The organism is Paenibacillus sp. P32E (assembly GCF_001909085.1).
GTDB lineage: Bacteria > Bacillota > Bacilli > Paenibacillales > Paenibacillaceae > Paenibacillus_AQ > Paenibacillus_AQ helianthi.
The window spans coordinates 177,631-192,858 of sequence record NZ_LVYY01000005.1 but is presented as its reverse complement, the minus strand read 5'-3'; the positions used below and the strand labels follow the sequence as shown (position 1 = coordinate 192,858).

Annotated in this window: 11 protein-coding genes; all 11 read right to left on the bottom strand. The window is 49.5% G+C overall.

Features of this window, described 5'->3' with window-relative positions; translation table 11 throughout:
• Positions 1 to 16: 16 nt before the first annotated feature.
• On the bottom strand, positions 17 to 2,002 hold the full coding sequence (locus tag A3848_RS06895; RefSeq protein ID WP_178381923.1) for an S-layer homology domain-containing protein: 1,986 nt from the start codon (positions 2,000 to 2,002) through the stop codon (positions 17 to 19).
• 154 nt (positions 2,003 to 2,156) lie between these two features.
• Positions 2,157 to 2,939: a tyrosine-protein phosphatase gene (locus tag A3848_RS06890; protein ID WP_074084205.1), complete on the bottom strand. Its 783-nt coding sequence runs from the start codon at positions 2,937 to 2,939 to the stop codon at positions 2,157 to 2,159.
• 104 nt (positions 2,940 to 3,043) lie between these two features.
• Positions 3,044 to 3,631, bottom strand: coding sequence for a non-ribosomal peptide synthetase module (locus tag A3848_RS06885; protein ID WP_074084204.1), 588 nt, complete (start codon positions 3,629 to 3,631; stop codon positions 3,044 to 3,046).
• Positions 3,632 to 3,838: 207 nt separating this feature from the next.
• Positions 3,839 to 4,504, bottom strand: coding sequence for a ribosome biogenesis GTP-binding protein YihA/YsxC (gene yihA, locus A3848_RS06880; protein WP_074084203.1), 666 nt, complete (start codon positions 4,502 to 4,504; stop codon positions 3,839 to 3,841).
• Between the two features lie 12 nt (positions 4,505 to 4,516).
• A complete protein-coding gene (lon, locus tag A3848_RS06875) occupies positions 4,517 to 6,880 on the bottom strand; it encodes an endopeptidase La (RefSeq protein WP_074084202.1) in 2,364 nt (787 codons plus the stop codon).
• A gap of 287 nt (positions 6,881 to 7,167) precedes the next feature.
• Positions 7,168 to 8,877: an ATP-dependent protease LonB gene (gene lonB / locus A3848_RS06870; protein ID WP_074084201.1), complete on the bottom strand. Its 1,710-nt coding sequence runs from the start codon at positions 8,875 to 8,877 to the stop codon at positions 7,168 to 7,170.
• Between the two features lie 460 nt (positions 8,878 to 9,337).
• Positions 9,338 to 10,477 carry a flavodoxin-dependent (E)-4-hydroxy-3-methylbut-2-enyl-diphosphate synthase gene (gene ispG, locus A3848_RS06865; protein WP_074084236.1) on the bottom strand — a complete coding sequence of 380 codons (1,140 nt, stop codon included), beginning with the start codon at positions 10,475 to 10,477 and terminating at the stop codon, positions 9,338 to 9,340.
• A 111-nt stretch (positions 10,478 to 10,588) separates the two neighbouring features.
• Complete coding sequence (gene clpX, locus A3848_RS06860; protein WP_020430248.1) at positions 10,589 to 11,845, bottom strand: ATP-dependent protease ATP-binding subunit ClpX; 1,257 nt, start codon at positions 11,843 to 11,845, stop codon at positions 10,589 to 10,591.
• Between the two features lie 12 nt (positions 11,846 to 11,857).
• A complete protein-coding gene (gene clpP / locus A3848_RS06855) occupies positions 11,858 to 12,448 on the bottom strand; it encodes an ATP-dependent Clp endopeptidase proteolytic subunit ClpP (protein ID WP_025708435.1) in 591 nt (196 codons plus the stop codon).
• A 290-nt stretch (positions 12,449 to 12,738) separates the two neighbouring features.
• Positions 12,739 to 14,076: a trigger factor gene (tig, locus tag A3848_RS06850; protein ID WP_074084200.1), complete on the bottom strand. Its 1,338-nt coding sequence runs from the start codon at positions 14,074 to 14,076 to the stop codon at positions 12,739 to 12,741.
• 97 nt (positions 14,077 to 14,173) lie between these two features.
• Complete coding sequence (locus A3848_RS06845; protein ID WP_178381921.1) at positions 14,174 to 15,130, bottom strand: hypothetical protein; 957 nt, start codon at positions 15,128 to 15,130, stop codon at positions 14,174 to 14,176.
• Positions 15,131 to 15,228: the final 98 nt, after the last annotated feature.

Sequence of the window (15,228 nt, the reverse complement as noted above, 5' to 3'; positions counted from 1 at the left end):
TGCTTATTGTTGATTCTTACTTGAAGTTGATTGTACGGTAGATAATTACAGCGGCCTCTGCACGGGTAGCTGTGTTGTTCGGGTTGAACTTACCAGCATTGCCGATTACCAGGTTGTGACTGGCTGCAAAGGCTACTCCGTCTTTCAGGGAAGCTGCGATCTTCGCTGCATCCGAGAATTTAGTCAGAGACGAAGCATCTCCTGCAGTAGCTGCAGAGTTAACCGACTTAACCGCACGGGCAATCATAGTTGCCATTTCAGCACGGGTAATTGTAGCATTCGGATCGAACTGGGAAGCACTGCGTCCAGTTACGATACCCTTCTCAGCAGCAACCGCTACATAAGGAGCGTACCAAGCTGTGGAAGCTACATCGTTGAAGCTTTCAGTTGCTGTGCTGTTCTCCAGGTTCAGAGCACGAATCAGCATCTTCGAGAATTCAGCGCGGGTAACATTGCTCTTCGGAGCGAACTTGCTGGCACCAACACCTTCAATTGCGCCTTTTGCAGCTACAACTTGAATTTGTCTTCCTGCCCATGCTTGTACACTTGCAATGTCGCTGAAGTTCACTTTGTTCTCCAGTACTGCATAAGAAGAGAAGGTATCACGTGGTTCAACGATGAAATCACCGTCAACTACGCCACCTTGGAATTGAAGTTCTTTGTAAACGATCTTGGTTACGGACAGCAATTCCTTGTCGAGGGAAGCTGCATTCGCCAAAGGAAGCTTAATAGTCAAAGGCTGTTTGAACGTTGTTGTCTTTACGCCACCAACAGTCAAATCGAAAGTGTAGACTTTCGAAGCCAATTTCAAGCTTGTCAATGAAGTTACTGTAGTGTCAGCTTCATTCGTAACCGTCAATGTTACTGCATCGCTGAACTGGGATACCGGAATCGTAACAGTCAAGCCATTGAAGGTTACTGCAATGTTAGCGATGCCTTTTGCCTTAGCCGCATCAATGATAGCTTTGGACAGTGGAACTTCTACAACCTTAGCATTGACCGTTCCCAGATCCAGTGTCAGTGTCAGGCCAGTCTTGCCAGGGTTCGCAGCAAGCAATGCGTCGAATGCCTTCAGAACATCAGCATCAACCAGCTTCAGTGTTGCTTTGTCGCCAACAACGCTTACCAGTGCGGATACATTATACACACCAGCTGATGTAACTGGCGTTGTTCCACCGATGATTCCGCCGCCAGTGCCGCCACCAGTGCCCCCGCCATTAACAAGCGGATTTGCACGGATGTAGCCAAGAGCAAGAGCTTGTGCTGCTTTCTTGGCAGATTTGATTTCTGTATTCACATTTTCAAAAGTTTGTACGAGGTCATCAGCAGATATATGCAGGTTGTAAACGGCATCACTTACTGTCAACGCACCAACACCAGTTTTGTGGTCAAGGACTTTATAAACTGCATCCTTAACCAAAGCTTTTTGAGAAGCAGGATTAGCAATGATGTTGACCAAATCTGTGTTGGACTTGCCTGCCAGCAAAGCGCGCATTTCTGCTTCCACACCGTTAGATGCGAAGAAGAAATTCAGGATGTCGTCGAAGCTTAGGTTCTGTACTCGAGCTTTAGCCGCAATGTTGTTGAACAAGGCAACATTATCAACGTCATAACGGATACCCTTGAGCACATCAAAATCTTTTGCATAAACGTTGTAAACAACACTCGAAACGCTCTGGAACAATTTAAAGGACGTATTAGTATCCTTAGGACTAAGTTCAAGTTTGTCAAGTACTGGTTTGAAAATAGCTACAAATTTATCTTTATCCAAGCCAGCAACTTCATCGGAGTAAGCTTTCAGGGAAGCTCTCTCGGAATCTGTCAAATTTGCATAGATAGCCGAAATCTTAGCCTTAACTGCATCGTGGCCAACTTCAGCTGCCGCTGCTGTTCCTACGAGACCTAAATGCTGGGCCAAACCTGTGCTGCTAAACGGGAAACCTGCAAAAGATGCTGCTGCCATGCTAACTGCTAATGATGATACTGCTAGTTTCTTCTTCAAAGTCACTTTTCATCCACCTCTTTGTATGTAGTTATAATTCTAGTACTACTGCTACTGCTAGTGTAGATAGAGTAGCAACCCTAAGTCTACACTATTCTGATAAAAAATAACAATAACCCAGTAATCCCCATTCTACCATTAATCTCTAGCAAGGTCACCCTTTACGAGAAAAAAATCCGAACAATTTATGAAGTTTGGTGTAAGACTGGGTATATTCTGCTCGAATAATCTCCTCATTGTCGATAATTCTTTGTGAATTTTGACGAAAAAAGTCGGATGATGTTTTTCCCAGTTCTTTGGATAAAACCTCGTAGGCCTCGCTCAGGCCAAAAGGGCGGTGCCGGTTGTCATGTGCGTCAGAGGCGATCATATGTACAGCATTCTTCCGGCACAGGTCCAGCGACAGCTTCTGCAGCTTGCTTCCGAAGGTTCCCGCCAGACTCTGGGCAGTCAACTGCCCCAATGCACCGAGCTCAATTAATCTGATTAGTCTGGAAGGATCGGCCGCAACCTCGGCATTGCGCTCCGGATGGGCAATGACAGGTACGAAGCCTTGAATAATCAGCTCATGACAAGTCTCCTCCATCGTGCGAGGTACGCGCGAAGAAGGCATTTCCAGCAAAATATACCGCGAGCCCGCCAGTGTCAGGAGTTCCCCACTCTCCAGATCATTCAGCAGTTCACTATAAAGGCGGATCTCTTGACCAGGAAGGACCTGCAGCTGATAACCAGCCTGCCGGAGTTTCTCATTCAGTTGTGCAACAGCTTGTCCTATACCTGGAGCCGGGTTCAAGTATACCCCGTTGGCATGATGAGGCGTGGCAACAACGGTGGTAATCCCATCCTTCTCAGCGTCCTGCGCCATGGCAAGAGCAGACTCCCAATCGGCAGCACCGTCGTCCATAAAGGGTAGAATGTGGCTATGGATATCTATCATATCTTTTTTATCGGCCCCTCTTGTTCATATAGTTAGAGATTGCTCAAAAAAATACAACCATTCCACTAGGAAATGATTGCTAGTTCCTGACACTCAATTGTCATCTACGCTTCCCATTCAAACAGCTTTCGGGTGACATGTGCAAGTCTTTGATCTATCTCGTGAATCTCTTCATCCCTATATAATCGATTGCGTTGATCCAGCAAACTATCAATCGTCACGCGCAGGCTCTCAATCTCCCGCTCAATCGCATCAGACTTGTAGAGACGCATCATCTCCACCAGGGAGTGCTTGTGCTGATAGACCAGCTTGCTGCCCAGTGGGGTAACTTCAGAGATTCTGCGTACTGAACCATTCTCATACACATAGACCATGGTGAAGCCCTGATATATTCGATTTACTGTTCCGCTCCCTTTGTAAGTAACGAACAGCTTGCGGATTGCGTTGTTCAGATGCGGGTTCACAATGGTACAGGACAGGGCACATACATAAATGCTGCCTCTTTGCTGAAAAGATAAATGAACCTCCTCGCCCCCCGCTTCCTCCAGAACGATCTCCTGTTCTCCGCCGCCCAGAATTTTCACCCGGTGGCTGATGAAGCAGGTATCGGCAGTAAGCAGAAATTGTTTCATCTGAAATTCCGTCATTTGCAAAGTCGCCTTCACATATTCTGTAGCCAATCTCTGAGCCATGACCATCCCTCAATTCTGTGTAACAGCCTTTAGCATGATTATACAATGAAGAGCCGTGGGTTTCTCATCAGGAGGAACAGGATATACGCCGATATTTTATCTTATAGCGGGAGATAAGGATAAGAGCTTCACATTACATATGTATTCCTCACTATTCTGTGAGTAATACGCGCTGATCCTATAGATTACGCATCACGCAGCTGACCTTTAGGCTTCGGAGGGTTCTTCCGGTTGTGGTTCATTTCCACCATCTTCAATCTCCGGGTCAGCTAACGGCCCCTCTTCAGAGACCTGATTATAGCGATCTATAAGCTCCCACAGTTCATCCTTGCCAAGTCCAATCTCTGAAGAAAAGGAAATAAAGTTGTCCCCCGGCAGCACACCAAGCTCCTGCTTCATGATCTTGATATGCTTGGGCCAGCGGGTCTTGGGAATCTTGTCTGCTTTGGTTGCTACTACGCATAGCGGCAGGTCATAATGCTTCAGCCAGTCGAACATCATCTTGTCATTGCCGGTAGGCGGATGACGGAGATCCACAATGAGCAAAACAAGCTTCAGCGTATCACGCTCAGCCATATATTTCTCTACCATTTTGCCCCATGAGGCGCGTTGCGTCTTGGAGACCTTCGCATAACCATAGCCAGGAAAATCGACAAAATACATGCTCTCATTCACACGGTAATAGTTCATATGCTGCGTCTTGCCCGGTGTAGAGCTGGTGCGGGCCAGATTCTTGCGGTTAATCATACGGTTGATAAGGGAAGACTTCCCGACGTTGGAGCGCCCTGCCAGAGCAATCTCCGGCAAGGCGTCAACAGGGTATTGATCAGGGCCTACGGCGCTGATGATAAATTCGGCATTGTTAACTTTCATAGGACTTCCTTTCTAATGCACACTACTCGGCGCTTCACTGCTAATTTCGTTGTTGTGCTCGACAAGCGCATGCTTCAGCACTTGATCCATATGGGAGACCGGCACGAACTCCACATCACTGCGGACGCTCTCAGGGATATCTTTCAGGTCGCGTTCGTTGTCCTTTGGCAGAAGGATTTTTTTGTAACCGGCACGGTGGGCGGCTAGCGACTTCTCCTTCAATCCGCCAATCGGCAGAACCCGTCCGCGCAGCGTAATCTCGCCTGTCATCGCCACATCCTTGGAGACATAACGTTTCGTGAGTGCGGAGATGAGGGCTGTAGCAATGGTGATCCCTGCAGACGGGCCATCTTTGGGAATGGCGCCTTCGGGAATATGAATGTGAATATCGTTCTTCTCGTGGAAATCAGGCGCCAGTCCCAGCTCCTCGGCCTTGGAACGTGTGTAGCTGAAGGCGGCCTGTGCCGACTCCTTCATCACATCGCCCAGCTGTCCGGTCAGGGTCAGCTTGCCGGTCCCCTGAACTACTGTGACTTCGATCAGTAGCGTATCGCCGCCAACCTCCGTCCATGCCAGTCCGGTAACCGTACCGATCTGATCCTCCAGCTCCGCCATTCCGTAGCGGTACTTCGAGGCACCCAGATAATCCTTGATCTCTGCCGGAAGAATGCTAACCTGCTCCTTCTCACCGGATACAATCTGCTTCGCGGCCTTGCGGCACAGCGCGGCAATTTGCTGTTCCAGATTACGAACCCCGGATTCACGGGTGTATTCGCGGACAATCTTCAGTAAGGTATCGTCTTCAATAGACAGCTGCGCATCCTCCAGACCGTGGTTCTCACGCTGCTTCGGCAGCAGGTAGCGGCTGGCAATCTGCAGCTTTTCCAGTTCTGTATACCCAGGAATGTATAACATCTCCATACGGTCCAGCAGCGGACGTGGAATGTTATGCACGGTATTGGCTGTCGTCACGAACATGACATTCGACAGGTCAAACGGCAATTCGACAAAATGATCGCTGAACGTATTGTTCTGTTCCGGATCCAGTACTTCAAGCAGGGCTGCCGACGGATCGCCGCGGAAATCCGCCGCCATTTTATCGATCTCATCCAGCAGGAATACAGGATTGATGCTGCCAGCAGTCTTCATCCCTTGAATGATCCGGCCAGGCATAGCCCCGACATAAGTACGTCTATGACCGCGGATCTCGGCTTCGTCACGCACGCCGCCGAGAGAGATGCGAACGAACTTGCGGTTCAGCGAACGGGCAATGGAACGCGCGAGCGAGGTTTTGCCGACGCCCGGAGGACCTACCAGACAGAGAATTGGACCCTTCAGCTTCTTGACCAGCTTCTGAACGGCCAAATACTCCAGCACACGCTCTTTCGGCTTCTCCAGACCATAATGGTCCGCATCCAGCACCTGTTCCGCCTTCAGGATATCCAGGTCATCTTCCGTTGACTCGCTCCACGGCAGACTCAGCAGCATATCGACATAATTGCGGATCACTCCGCCTTCAGCCGAGCTTGCCGGCATTTTCTCGAGCCGGTCGATCTCCTTTTCAATCTTATCCTGCACGCGTTCGGGCAGCTGCTTCTCTTCCATCTGACTGCGTAATTCTTCGGCTTCGCCTGCCCGGCCTTCTTTGTCCCCAAGCTCCTTCTGGATCGCCTTCATCTGCTCGCGGAGATAATATTCCTTCTGGGTCTTCTCCATCTGCTTCTTCACCCGCTGGTTGATCTTGCGTTCCAGCTCCAGCACTTCACGCTCATTGTTGAGGATATCGAGCAGCTTCTCCAGACGTTTGCTAACATCGATCGTCTCCAGAATCTCCTGCTTATCCTTTATCTTCAGCGCCAAGTGGCTCGTAATGACATCCGCAAGCCGGCCAGGTTCTTCGATATCGGAGACAGCAGCCAGTGTTTCAGGTGTGACTTTTTTGGAGAGAGTGATGTAATGCTCGAACTGGTTCAGCACGGTGCGCATCAAGGCATCACTCTGCTGATCCACATCCTCTTCCTCTGGAAGCACGCGGGCCATGACCTCGTAATACTCCTCATTATCCGTATAATGAATAATCTCAGCGCGCTCCACACCCTCCACAAGCACACGGATCGTTCCGTTAGGAAGCTTCAGCATTTGCCGCACATTAGCGACTGTACCCACCCGAAAAATATCTTCTTGTCCCGGCTCCTCTATATTCACTTCCGACTGCGAGCAGAGGAGAATCAGGTTATCTTCAACCATAGCTTTTTCCAGCGCCCGAACTGACTTCTCGCGTCCCACATCCAAGTGAAGAACCATGCTGGGATATACAAGAAGACCTCTAAGCGGCAATAAAGGAAAACGACGACCTTTGGATTTGCTTTGTATCATCGCTTTCGCACCTCCCATGGTTCTCAAGTAGTGTCATATGTTTCATTCTAACAAAAGCGGCATCAAAACACCAACAGGACGCATACCGCTGCAGCTTCCAGTCCAACCGTTCCGCGCCGTCAGACCTGATTTATTATTCGCTACTTCTACCCTGAATATGTCTTCTCTGCTCTCATGCAAAAAACAGGCCTCTGACACACATCGTTATGTGTGAAAAAGGCCTGCTGGTATATCCCCACGGTCCCGCTGAAGAGGAAAGAACTGCAGGCTTCCCCTCGCATAGAGAATCAGCCCTTCGCACTGTCACCACTGGCATCTGCTTTTAACATTGACGGCGACGCAGAGAAGGTCTCCCCGGATACGGCCGGCAGGCGTACATCCGCCGTTTCAGCCCCAAACAAGTGACGAAAAACCTCTTCAACCGTCTCCATTGGAATTACCCGCAGTGGTGCAAGGTCGGCAAACAGCGACTGCCAGTTCTCTTTTGGAATCAATACAGTAGTGGCTCCCGCCTGAAAGGCTGCTTCAACCTTGGCAATCACTCCGCCTACCGGCTTGACCCGCCCATGAATGCCAATCTCTCCGGTAATAGCTACTGTATTGTCCACTGGCAGGTGCCGGATCGCAGAAACTATAGCCACAGCCATTGCCACCCCGGCAGAAGGGCCGTCAATCGGTGTTCCCCCTGGGAAGTTAACATGAATATCATAACGGTCAGGCTCCAGATTCATCGTCCGGAGAACCGTCAGCACATTATCCACGGAGCCCTTAGCCATGCTTTTACGCCGGATGGTCCGTGATCCACCACGGGTCTCTTCTTCGTCTACTACTCCAGTCACGTTAATTCTGCCTTGCCCGTTCTTGGCCGGTTCTGCCGAGACCTCAATCTCCAGCAGTGTCCCCATGCCCGGCCCGTATACCGCAAGTCCATTGACCAGCCCAATCTGAGGCGAGGATGGAATCTTTCTTTCGGTTCGCATAGGCAGCTGACTGCTGCTGGCCACCCATTCCACTTCTGCCGCACTCAGGGTATCCCGCCCTTCCGTTAACGCAAGTCCTGCGGCCAGTTGGATCATGTTCACCGCCTCACGTCCATTAGTGGCATATTGCTGCACCACCTCAATGGCTTCGGGACTTGGCTTCAGCCCAATCTTCTGGATCGCATCCCGTCCGATGACGGCAATTTCCTCCGGCAGCAGCGGCCGGAAATAGATCTCCATGCAGCGGGAACGCAGCGCTGGTGAAATTTCATCCGGTGAGCGCGTGGTGGCACCGACCAGCCGGAAATCGGCCGGCAGGCCATTTTGAAAAATATCATGGATATACGCAGGAGTATTGCTGTCCTCGGAATTGTAATAAGCACTCTCCAGCAGCACCTTGCGGTCCTCCAGTACCTTAAGCAGCTTGTTCATCTGAATTGGATGCAGCTCGCCGATCTCATCCAGGAACAGAATCCCGCCATGCGCCTTGGTAACTGCCCCTGGCTTGGGCTGCGGCACACCGGCTACCCCCATAGCCCCGGCCCCTTGATAAATCGGGTCGTGCACCGAGCCAATAAGCGGATCGGCAATCCCACGTTCATCAAAACGGGCGGTAGTGGCATCAATCTCCGTAAATTTCGCATCACTTTTGAAGGGGGAGAGCACATTTTTCTTTGCTTCCTCCATTACCACACGTGCAGCAGCAGTTTTGCCGACGCCTGGGGGCCCATAAATAATGACATGCTGCGGGTTGGCACTGCACAAAGCTGCCTTCAGTGCACGCAGTCCGTCCTTTTGTCCGACAATATCTCCAATGCTGGCTGGGCGTGTCTTCTCCGATAGAGGCTTAGTGAGGGAGATCATCCGCATTTTCCGCAGCTTGTCGAGCTCCTTGCGCGATTCGCGGTCCACCGCCGTTTTATTGGTCTTCTGTCCCCGCAGCAGATTCCAAAAATAAACGCCGATGACCAGCGCGAAAAAGAGCTGCACAATCATCAGCAATATACTTAATTCCATAGGTCATCCTCCTGTTCGCTACAGTCTACCTGTCCTGTATTTGGCTACTACTAGGTAGTATAGCCTTTTCGGTCATTCGTAAACGCCCATAAAGGGATTTATGAAAGAATAACGAAACTGCGCTGGTCCGATAGGTAGGATGTATCTTTCTAATGGACAAGAGCATGATGATTTGGCTTGGCTGCGGTAGGGGACAATCTGATTTTTAAAGTTTTGAGCTATGCGGATTCGGCTATGTACATCTCCTGGTGATTTAGATTTCGGTGCCCCGTACAAACCAAGAAGGAGTTTGTGGTGGAGGTGCTCTCGGGGTATCTTCATAGTCCATATTGTTCCTCCTACTCAAATAAAAACGTCCCCTCCCACCACCGGATGATCCGGGGCATGAGGGGACGTTCTTCGTCACCAGATTTGTATGCAATTCACAAATGGATGGAATGAATAATAAGTTCCGAATCGATCACTGTTCTGAGTAGCCCACTTGCACAGTTGGAGCCAGTCCTGCATGCTTGCGGCCCGGAATTTCACCGGTTTCTTCAAAATGAACGACAATGGCGTCGATTTCCTTCTTGAGCTCCGATACCAGATCTGCTTCAGGAACCTTGCGAATCATCTGGCCGTAGCGGAACAGCAGACCTTCACCGCGCGCACCCGCAATCCCGATGTCCGCTTCACGAGCTTCACCCGGGCCGTTAACCGCACAGCCTAGCACAGACACCTTGATCGGTACCTTGAGCTTGGAGATATACTCCTCCACTTCATTGGCGATGGAAAAGAGGTCAATGTCCAGCCGTCCGCAAGTTGGGCAGGAAATCAGCGTAGGAGCGTTGGAGATCAGACCGAAGGTCTTGAGCAGTTCACGGGCTACCTTCACTTCTTCAACCGGATCGGCACTGAGCGAGATCCGCACGGTACTGCCGATACCCATTGAGAGCAGCGCACCGATACCCGCCGAGCTCTTCACGGTACCGGCAAACAATGTGCCCGACTCTGTAATCCCAAGATGCAGCGGGTACGGAATGACTTCCGCTGCTTTGCGGTAAGCTTCAATCGCCATAGGCACATCGGAGGCTTTGAGGGATACGATGATATCATGGAAATCGAGTTCTTCCAGGATTCCAATATGATACAGGGCACTCTCCACCATTGCATCAGGAGTCGGATAGCCGTATTTTTCCAGGAGATGACTCTCCAGAGAACCGGCATTGACACCGATACGGATCGGAATACCCTTATCCTTACAGGCTTTAACTACAGCTTCGACTTTGTCGCGCCGGCCAATGTTCCCCGGATTGATGCGAACCTTGTCTATGCCATTCTCAATCGCAAGCAGGGCCAGCTTATAGTTAAAATGAATATCCGCTACCAGCGGGATGTGAATCCGTTGCTTAATCTCCTTGATTGCCGCCGCAGCTTCTTCATTGTTGACCGTCACGCGCACAAGCTGACAGCCCGCTTCCTCCAGCCGCAGAATCTCGGCTACAGTTGCTTCAACATCAGCTGTTTTGGTTGTACACATGCTTTGAATAGCAACCTCATTGTTTCCCCCAATAATTACCCCGCCAACATTGACGGGACGGGTCTGGTGTCTCAAGAACATGGTTTTCTCCCCCATAACGATCAAAGCTCCACCCTCCCCGCGCCATACAGGCGGTTGTAGGTGGAGACAATGACTTGTATTGTAAATCACTTGTATGGAAAAGGAAGGCGCTTAGGCGCTTTCCTCTTTTTTCTTATCTTTCTTCAAGCTCAGCTCAGGCAGTGACTTCTCCTGTACAACCTGCTCTGTAATGACACAGTCCTTGATGTCATCACGTGAAGGAACCTCGTACATTACATCAAGCATAATGCTCTCAATAATGGCGCGCAGTCCACGGGCTCCCGTGTTGCGTTTGATGGCTTCCTTAGCGATAGCTTCCAGAGCGAGCGGCTCAAACTTGAGTGCTACATTGTCCATCTCCAGGAGCTTGATATACTGCTTGGTGAGAGCATTCTTCGGTTCAGACAGAATACGAACCAATGTGTTCTCGTCAAGCGGTTCCAAAGTCGAGATAACCGGCAAACGGCCGACAAACTCAGGAATCAGACCAAACTTAAGCAAATCTTCCGGCAATACCATAGACAGATATTCGCCCGTCTTCAGATCTTTCTGACCTTCAACTGCTGCGTTGAAGCCGATGACTTTTTTGCCGATACGGCGTTTGATCATTTGTTCCAGGCCGTCAAAAGCACCACCCACGATGAACAGAATGTTCGTGGTATCGATCTGGATAAATTCCTGATGCGGATGCTTGCGCCCACCTTGCGGAGGAACAGAAGCCACAGTACCTTCAAGAATCTTCAGCAAGGCCTGCTGCACACCTTCACCGGAAACGTCACGGGTAATGGACGGATTCTCGGATTTACGTGCTACTTTGTCAATTTCATCAATATAGATAATGCCTCGTTCCGCTTTTTCCACATCATAATCGGCAGCCTGAATCAGCTTGAGCAGGATATTCTCGACATCCTCACCGACATACCCCGCTTCCGTGAGGGAAGTGGCATCTGCGATAGCAAAAGGAACGTTAATAATCTTAGCCATAGTCTGCGCCAAAAGTGTCTTACCGGAGCCTGTTGGACCAAGAAGCAGAATATTGCTCTTCGTCAGTTCAACATCTTCGATCTTGCTCTGGCTGTTGACACGCTTGTAGTGATTATACACGGCAACGGAGAGAGATTTCTTCGCTTGCTCCTGGCCAATAACGTATTGATCAAGAATGTCGCGGATTTCCTTCGGTTTTGGAATATCCTTCAGATCCAGCTCTTCCTCATGACCGAGCTCCTCTTCCACGATTTCCGTGCACAGCTCGATGCATTCGTCACATATATAAACGCCCGGTCCAGCTACAAGCTTGCGAACCTGCTCTTGAGATTTGCCGCAAAAAGAACATTTCAATTGCCCTTTTTCATCATTAAATTTAAACATCTAAACACCCCTTTAAGATTTGATCGGTGAAGAGAGCACCTGGTCAATAAGCCCGTATTCCTTCGCTTCTTCCGCGCTCATAAAGTTATCGCGGTCTGTATCCCGTTCGATTTTTTCAAGGGGTTGACCTGTGCGATCCACATATATTTGATTCAATTTCTGTCTCGTCTTGAGAATCCAGTCGGTATGAATCCAGATATCGGATGCCTGCCCTTGAACGCCGCCGAGCGGTTGATGAATCATCACTTCGCTGTTAGTCAGCGCATATCTCTTGCCTGGAGCCCCTGCCGTAAGCAGCAACGATCCCATACTTGCCGCCATGCCCACGCAGATCGTCGAGACATCCGGTTTGATGTATTGCATCGTATCATATATACCCATGCCGGCTGTCACAGAACCACCGGGCGAGTTGAGGTACAGGTGAATGTCTTTTTCGGGGTCATCTGCTGCCAGGAACAGTAATTGGGCAATGACCAGATTGGCGACATCATCGTCAATCGCACTGCTTAGGAAGATAATGCGGTCCTTCAGCAATCTGGAATAGATATCGTATGACCGTTCTCCCCGACTTGTTGATTCCACAACCATTGGTACCAGACTCATGCCACCAACCTCTTTTCTCTGTACAGATTAGTCTTTCCGTTTCAAAAATATTTTAACACGTTCAAGGCGCTATGTCATTTTTTCACTGCTGCAGATATCGCATTGTTCATGTGCATGCCATTATAGCGCAAATCCCATGAGAATGCCAATTCCTATGACTGTGATTATGTATTTGATATCTACCTCCGCCGATAAAAATAAGGCACGTAACAGAAATTACGCGCCTTATCTATATTTATGGAGGCCGCCTTGCTTGGCCGTTCTAGTTGGAATGCAGTTCTCGAAAATGATTACTCAGCGCTAGCTTCTTCTTTTGCAGCTTCTTCTACTGCCGGAGCTTCAACTTCAACACTGTTCTCTACGAGGAAATCAATAGTCTTGCGCAGCGAAATTTCATCGTTCAGGCTGCTCAGGGAACCATTGGCCGCCAGGATGCTGCGGATTTCTTCAGGAGTACGTTTGAAGGATTCTGCCATGGAAGCGAGTTCCGCTGTTACTTCTTCTTCAGAAACCTCAATGTTCTCAGCCTTCGCGATTACTTCCAGCACCAGGTTGTTGCGTACGCGTTTTTCGGCGTCGCCCTTCATCTGAAGCTCAAGATCTTCACGAGTCTGGCCGGAGAAGCTAAGGAACATGTCCATGTTCATACCTTGCTGGCGAAGACGGTTATCAAAATCGCGAACCATGTTCGCTACTTCACTTGCGATCATAGCATCAGGAATTTCAACATCAGCATTTGCTGCTGCTGCGTCAACTACCGCAGTTTCACGAACGCCTTTGAGTTCTTCCTGTTTGCGGGATTCCAGCTGTGCCTTCAGATCTGCCTTGTATTCTTCAAGGGTATCGAATTCACTTACATCCTTAGCGAATTCATCGTCCAGGGCAGGAAGCTGTTTGCGTTTGATTTCATGCAGCTTCACTTTGAATACTGCTGCTTTGCCTGCAAGGTTCTCAGCATGGTAAGCCTCAGGGAACGTTACTTCAACATCCTTGAAATCTCCAGTGGACATACCTACTACCTGTTCTTCGAATCCTGGAATGAAGGAATTGCTTCCCAGTTCCAGCGAATGACGCTCAGCCTGGCCGCCTTCGAATTGCACGCCGTCTACAGATCCGTCAAAGTCGATCACAGTAATGTCGCCGTTAGCTGCTGGTGCGTCTTCCACAACAACAAGCTCAGCATGACGCTCTTGCAGACGTTTCAGTTCAGCATCCAGCTCTTCTTCAGTAACTTCTGCTTTCTGAACTGGAACTTCTACGCCTTTGTACTGGCCCAAAGTCACTTCTGGCTTCACTGTAACTTTTGCTTTGAAGATGAACGGCTGGCCTTTGGCGAACTGCTCGATATCCACTTCAGGACGGTCTACAGGGAAGATGTCGGTTTCTTCAACCGCTTCACCGTAAGCTTCAGGAAGAAGAATGTCGATGGCATCCTGATAAAGGCTTTCTACACCGAAACGGGATTCAAAAATCGGCCGTGGCACTTTACCTTTACGGAAACCAGGTACGTTCGCTTTCTTAACTACTTTATTAAAAGCTTTGTCGAGCGCTGCAGCTACACGTTCTGCTTCTACTTCGACTTCAAGAACTCCAAGGTTCTTCTCTATTTTTTCCCAGGTTGCTTTCATATTATACTTTTCCCTCCAAAAATAGGTTACATGTTTTCTTAAAAATAATCACGTAATTCACGCACAGAATAACCATTATATTATATACAACATTGATCTATTTATCAAGTAGAGAACTCTTAACAAATCCTTTGAGAGAGCGGTATGCCCCTTCGAATTGAAAGCGCATGCTGCCTGTGATTCCGTACATGGCCCGCGTTTCCTCCTCCTGACGGGTTCCGTTCAGGCTCTCAGACACCATCTGATGCAGCGCACCTGCCCAAATATCTAGCTGCGCGTCCTCTCCCTCAAGAAGCTTGCGGTATTCATCCGAACCATAAATTGACATCATGAACTGACCCCACAGCTCCTGGGCAAAATAATACAGTGTCGGCTCATGCACCTCCGCCTGCTCAGCTACCCGTTCCAGCACCTGGGTCACCTGAGGCGGGAATTCTTCATTGGCCAGCGGTACCGTTTCGATCTCAATATAGGACAGCTCACCGGAACGCAGCAACCCGACGGTACCTTGAGCTCCGCGTCGGCGGAGTGTCTGCAGGGTCCTGAACTGCAGAAGCGGATGAACCGCGGTCTGCTCCAGCCAGCCGGTAAGCGACTCGTCAATGTGACCACCTTCGAGATAAGACAACTGCTCCAGCGCTAGAATCGTCGCCTCCGACAAAGGCTCGTGCATTACCTTGTGCAGCAGCTTGTTAGGATAATCCGCGTCCTCTTCAAGCTTGGATTTAGCCAGTATCCGGGCCATGTCTTCTTCCTTCAGATCCTGCTCGCCCGTAGAGTTCTCCGAATTGTCATCTCCGTTATGAGCCGCATAGGGGAAGGCTGCCTCCAGCCATTCCAAAAGTGACTGCCATTCCTCGTAGTGCCGCTCTTCCTGTCCCTGGCATTGCAGCAGAAACCGCAGCAGTTCCATCGCTTCCCCGTAACGTTCACTCTCCAGCATTACCGTCAACTGAATCTGATAATAATCCAGCGTCTTCGGAAACAGTACGATATTCTCTTTGGCGGGGGAATTCGAATGATTAATGAGGGCACCTCCTTTTCTCCGAACCATGATCAATTGTAGATTATAGCATATCCCACCGCTGTTTCAAAAAAACAAGTTGAAAAAGTTATCTATATATGATAACATAATTTTTGCTTGCTTTTCAG

Excerpts from the sequence above, each read along its gene's own strand:
- A3848_RS06890 (WP_074084205.1), bottom strand. The coding sequence starts at position 2,939 with ATGATAGATATCCATAGCCACATTCTACCCTTTATGGACGACGGTGCT.
- A3848_RS06885 (WP_074084204.1), bottom strand. The coding sequence starts at position 3,631 with ATGGCTCAGAGATTGGCTACAGAATATGTGAAGGCGACTTTGCAAATG.
- yihA (WP_074084203.1), bottom strand. The coding sequence starts at position 4,504 with ATGAAAGTTAACAATGCCGAATTTATCATCAGCGCCGTAGGCCCTGAT.
- lon (WP_074084202.1), bottom strand. The coding sequence starts at position 6,880 with ATGATACAAAGCAAATCCAAAGGTCGTCGTTTTCCTTTATTGCCGCTT.
- lonB (WP_074084201.1), bottom strand. The coding sequence starts at position 8,877 with ATGGAATTAAGTATATTGCTGATGATTGTGCAGCTCTTTTTCGCGCTG.
- ispG (WP_074084236.1), bottom strand. The coding sequence starts at position 10,477 with ATGTTCTTGAGACACCAGACCCGTCCCGTCAATGTTGGCGGGGTAATT.
- clpX (WP_020430248.1), bottom strand. The coding sequence starts at position 11,845 with ATGTTTAAATTTAATGATGAAAAAGGGCAATTGAAATGTTCTTTTTGC.
- clpP (WP_025708435.1), bottom strand. The coding sequence starts at position 12,448 with ATGAGTCTGGTACCAATGGTTGTGGAATCAACAAGTCGGGGAGAACGG.
- tig (WP_074084200.1), bottom strand. The coding sequence starts at position 14,076 with ATGAAAGCAACCTGGGAAAAAATAGAGAAGAACCTTGGAGTTCTTGAA.
- A3848_RS06845 (WP_178381921.1), bottom strand. The coding sequence starts at position 15,130 with ATGGTTCGGAGAAAAGGAGGTGCCCTCATTAATCATTCGAATTCCCCC.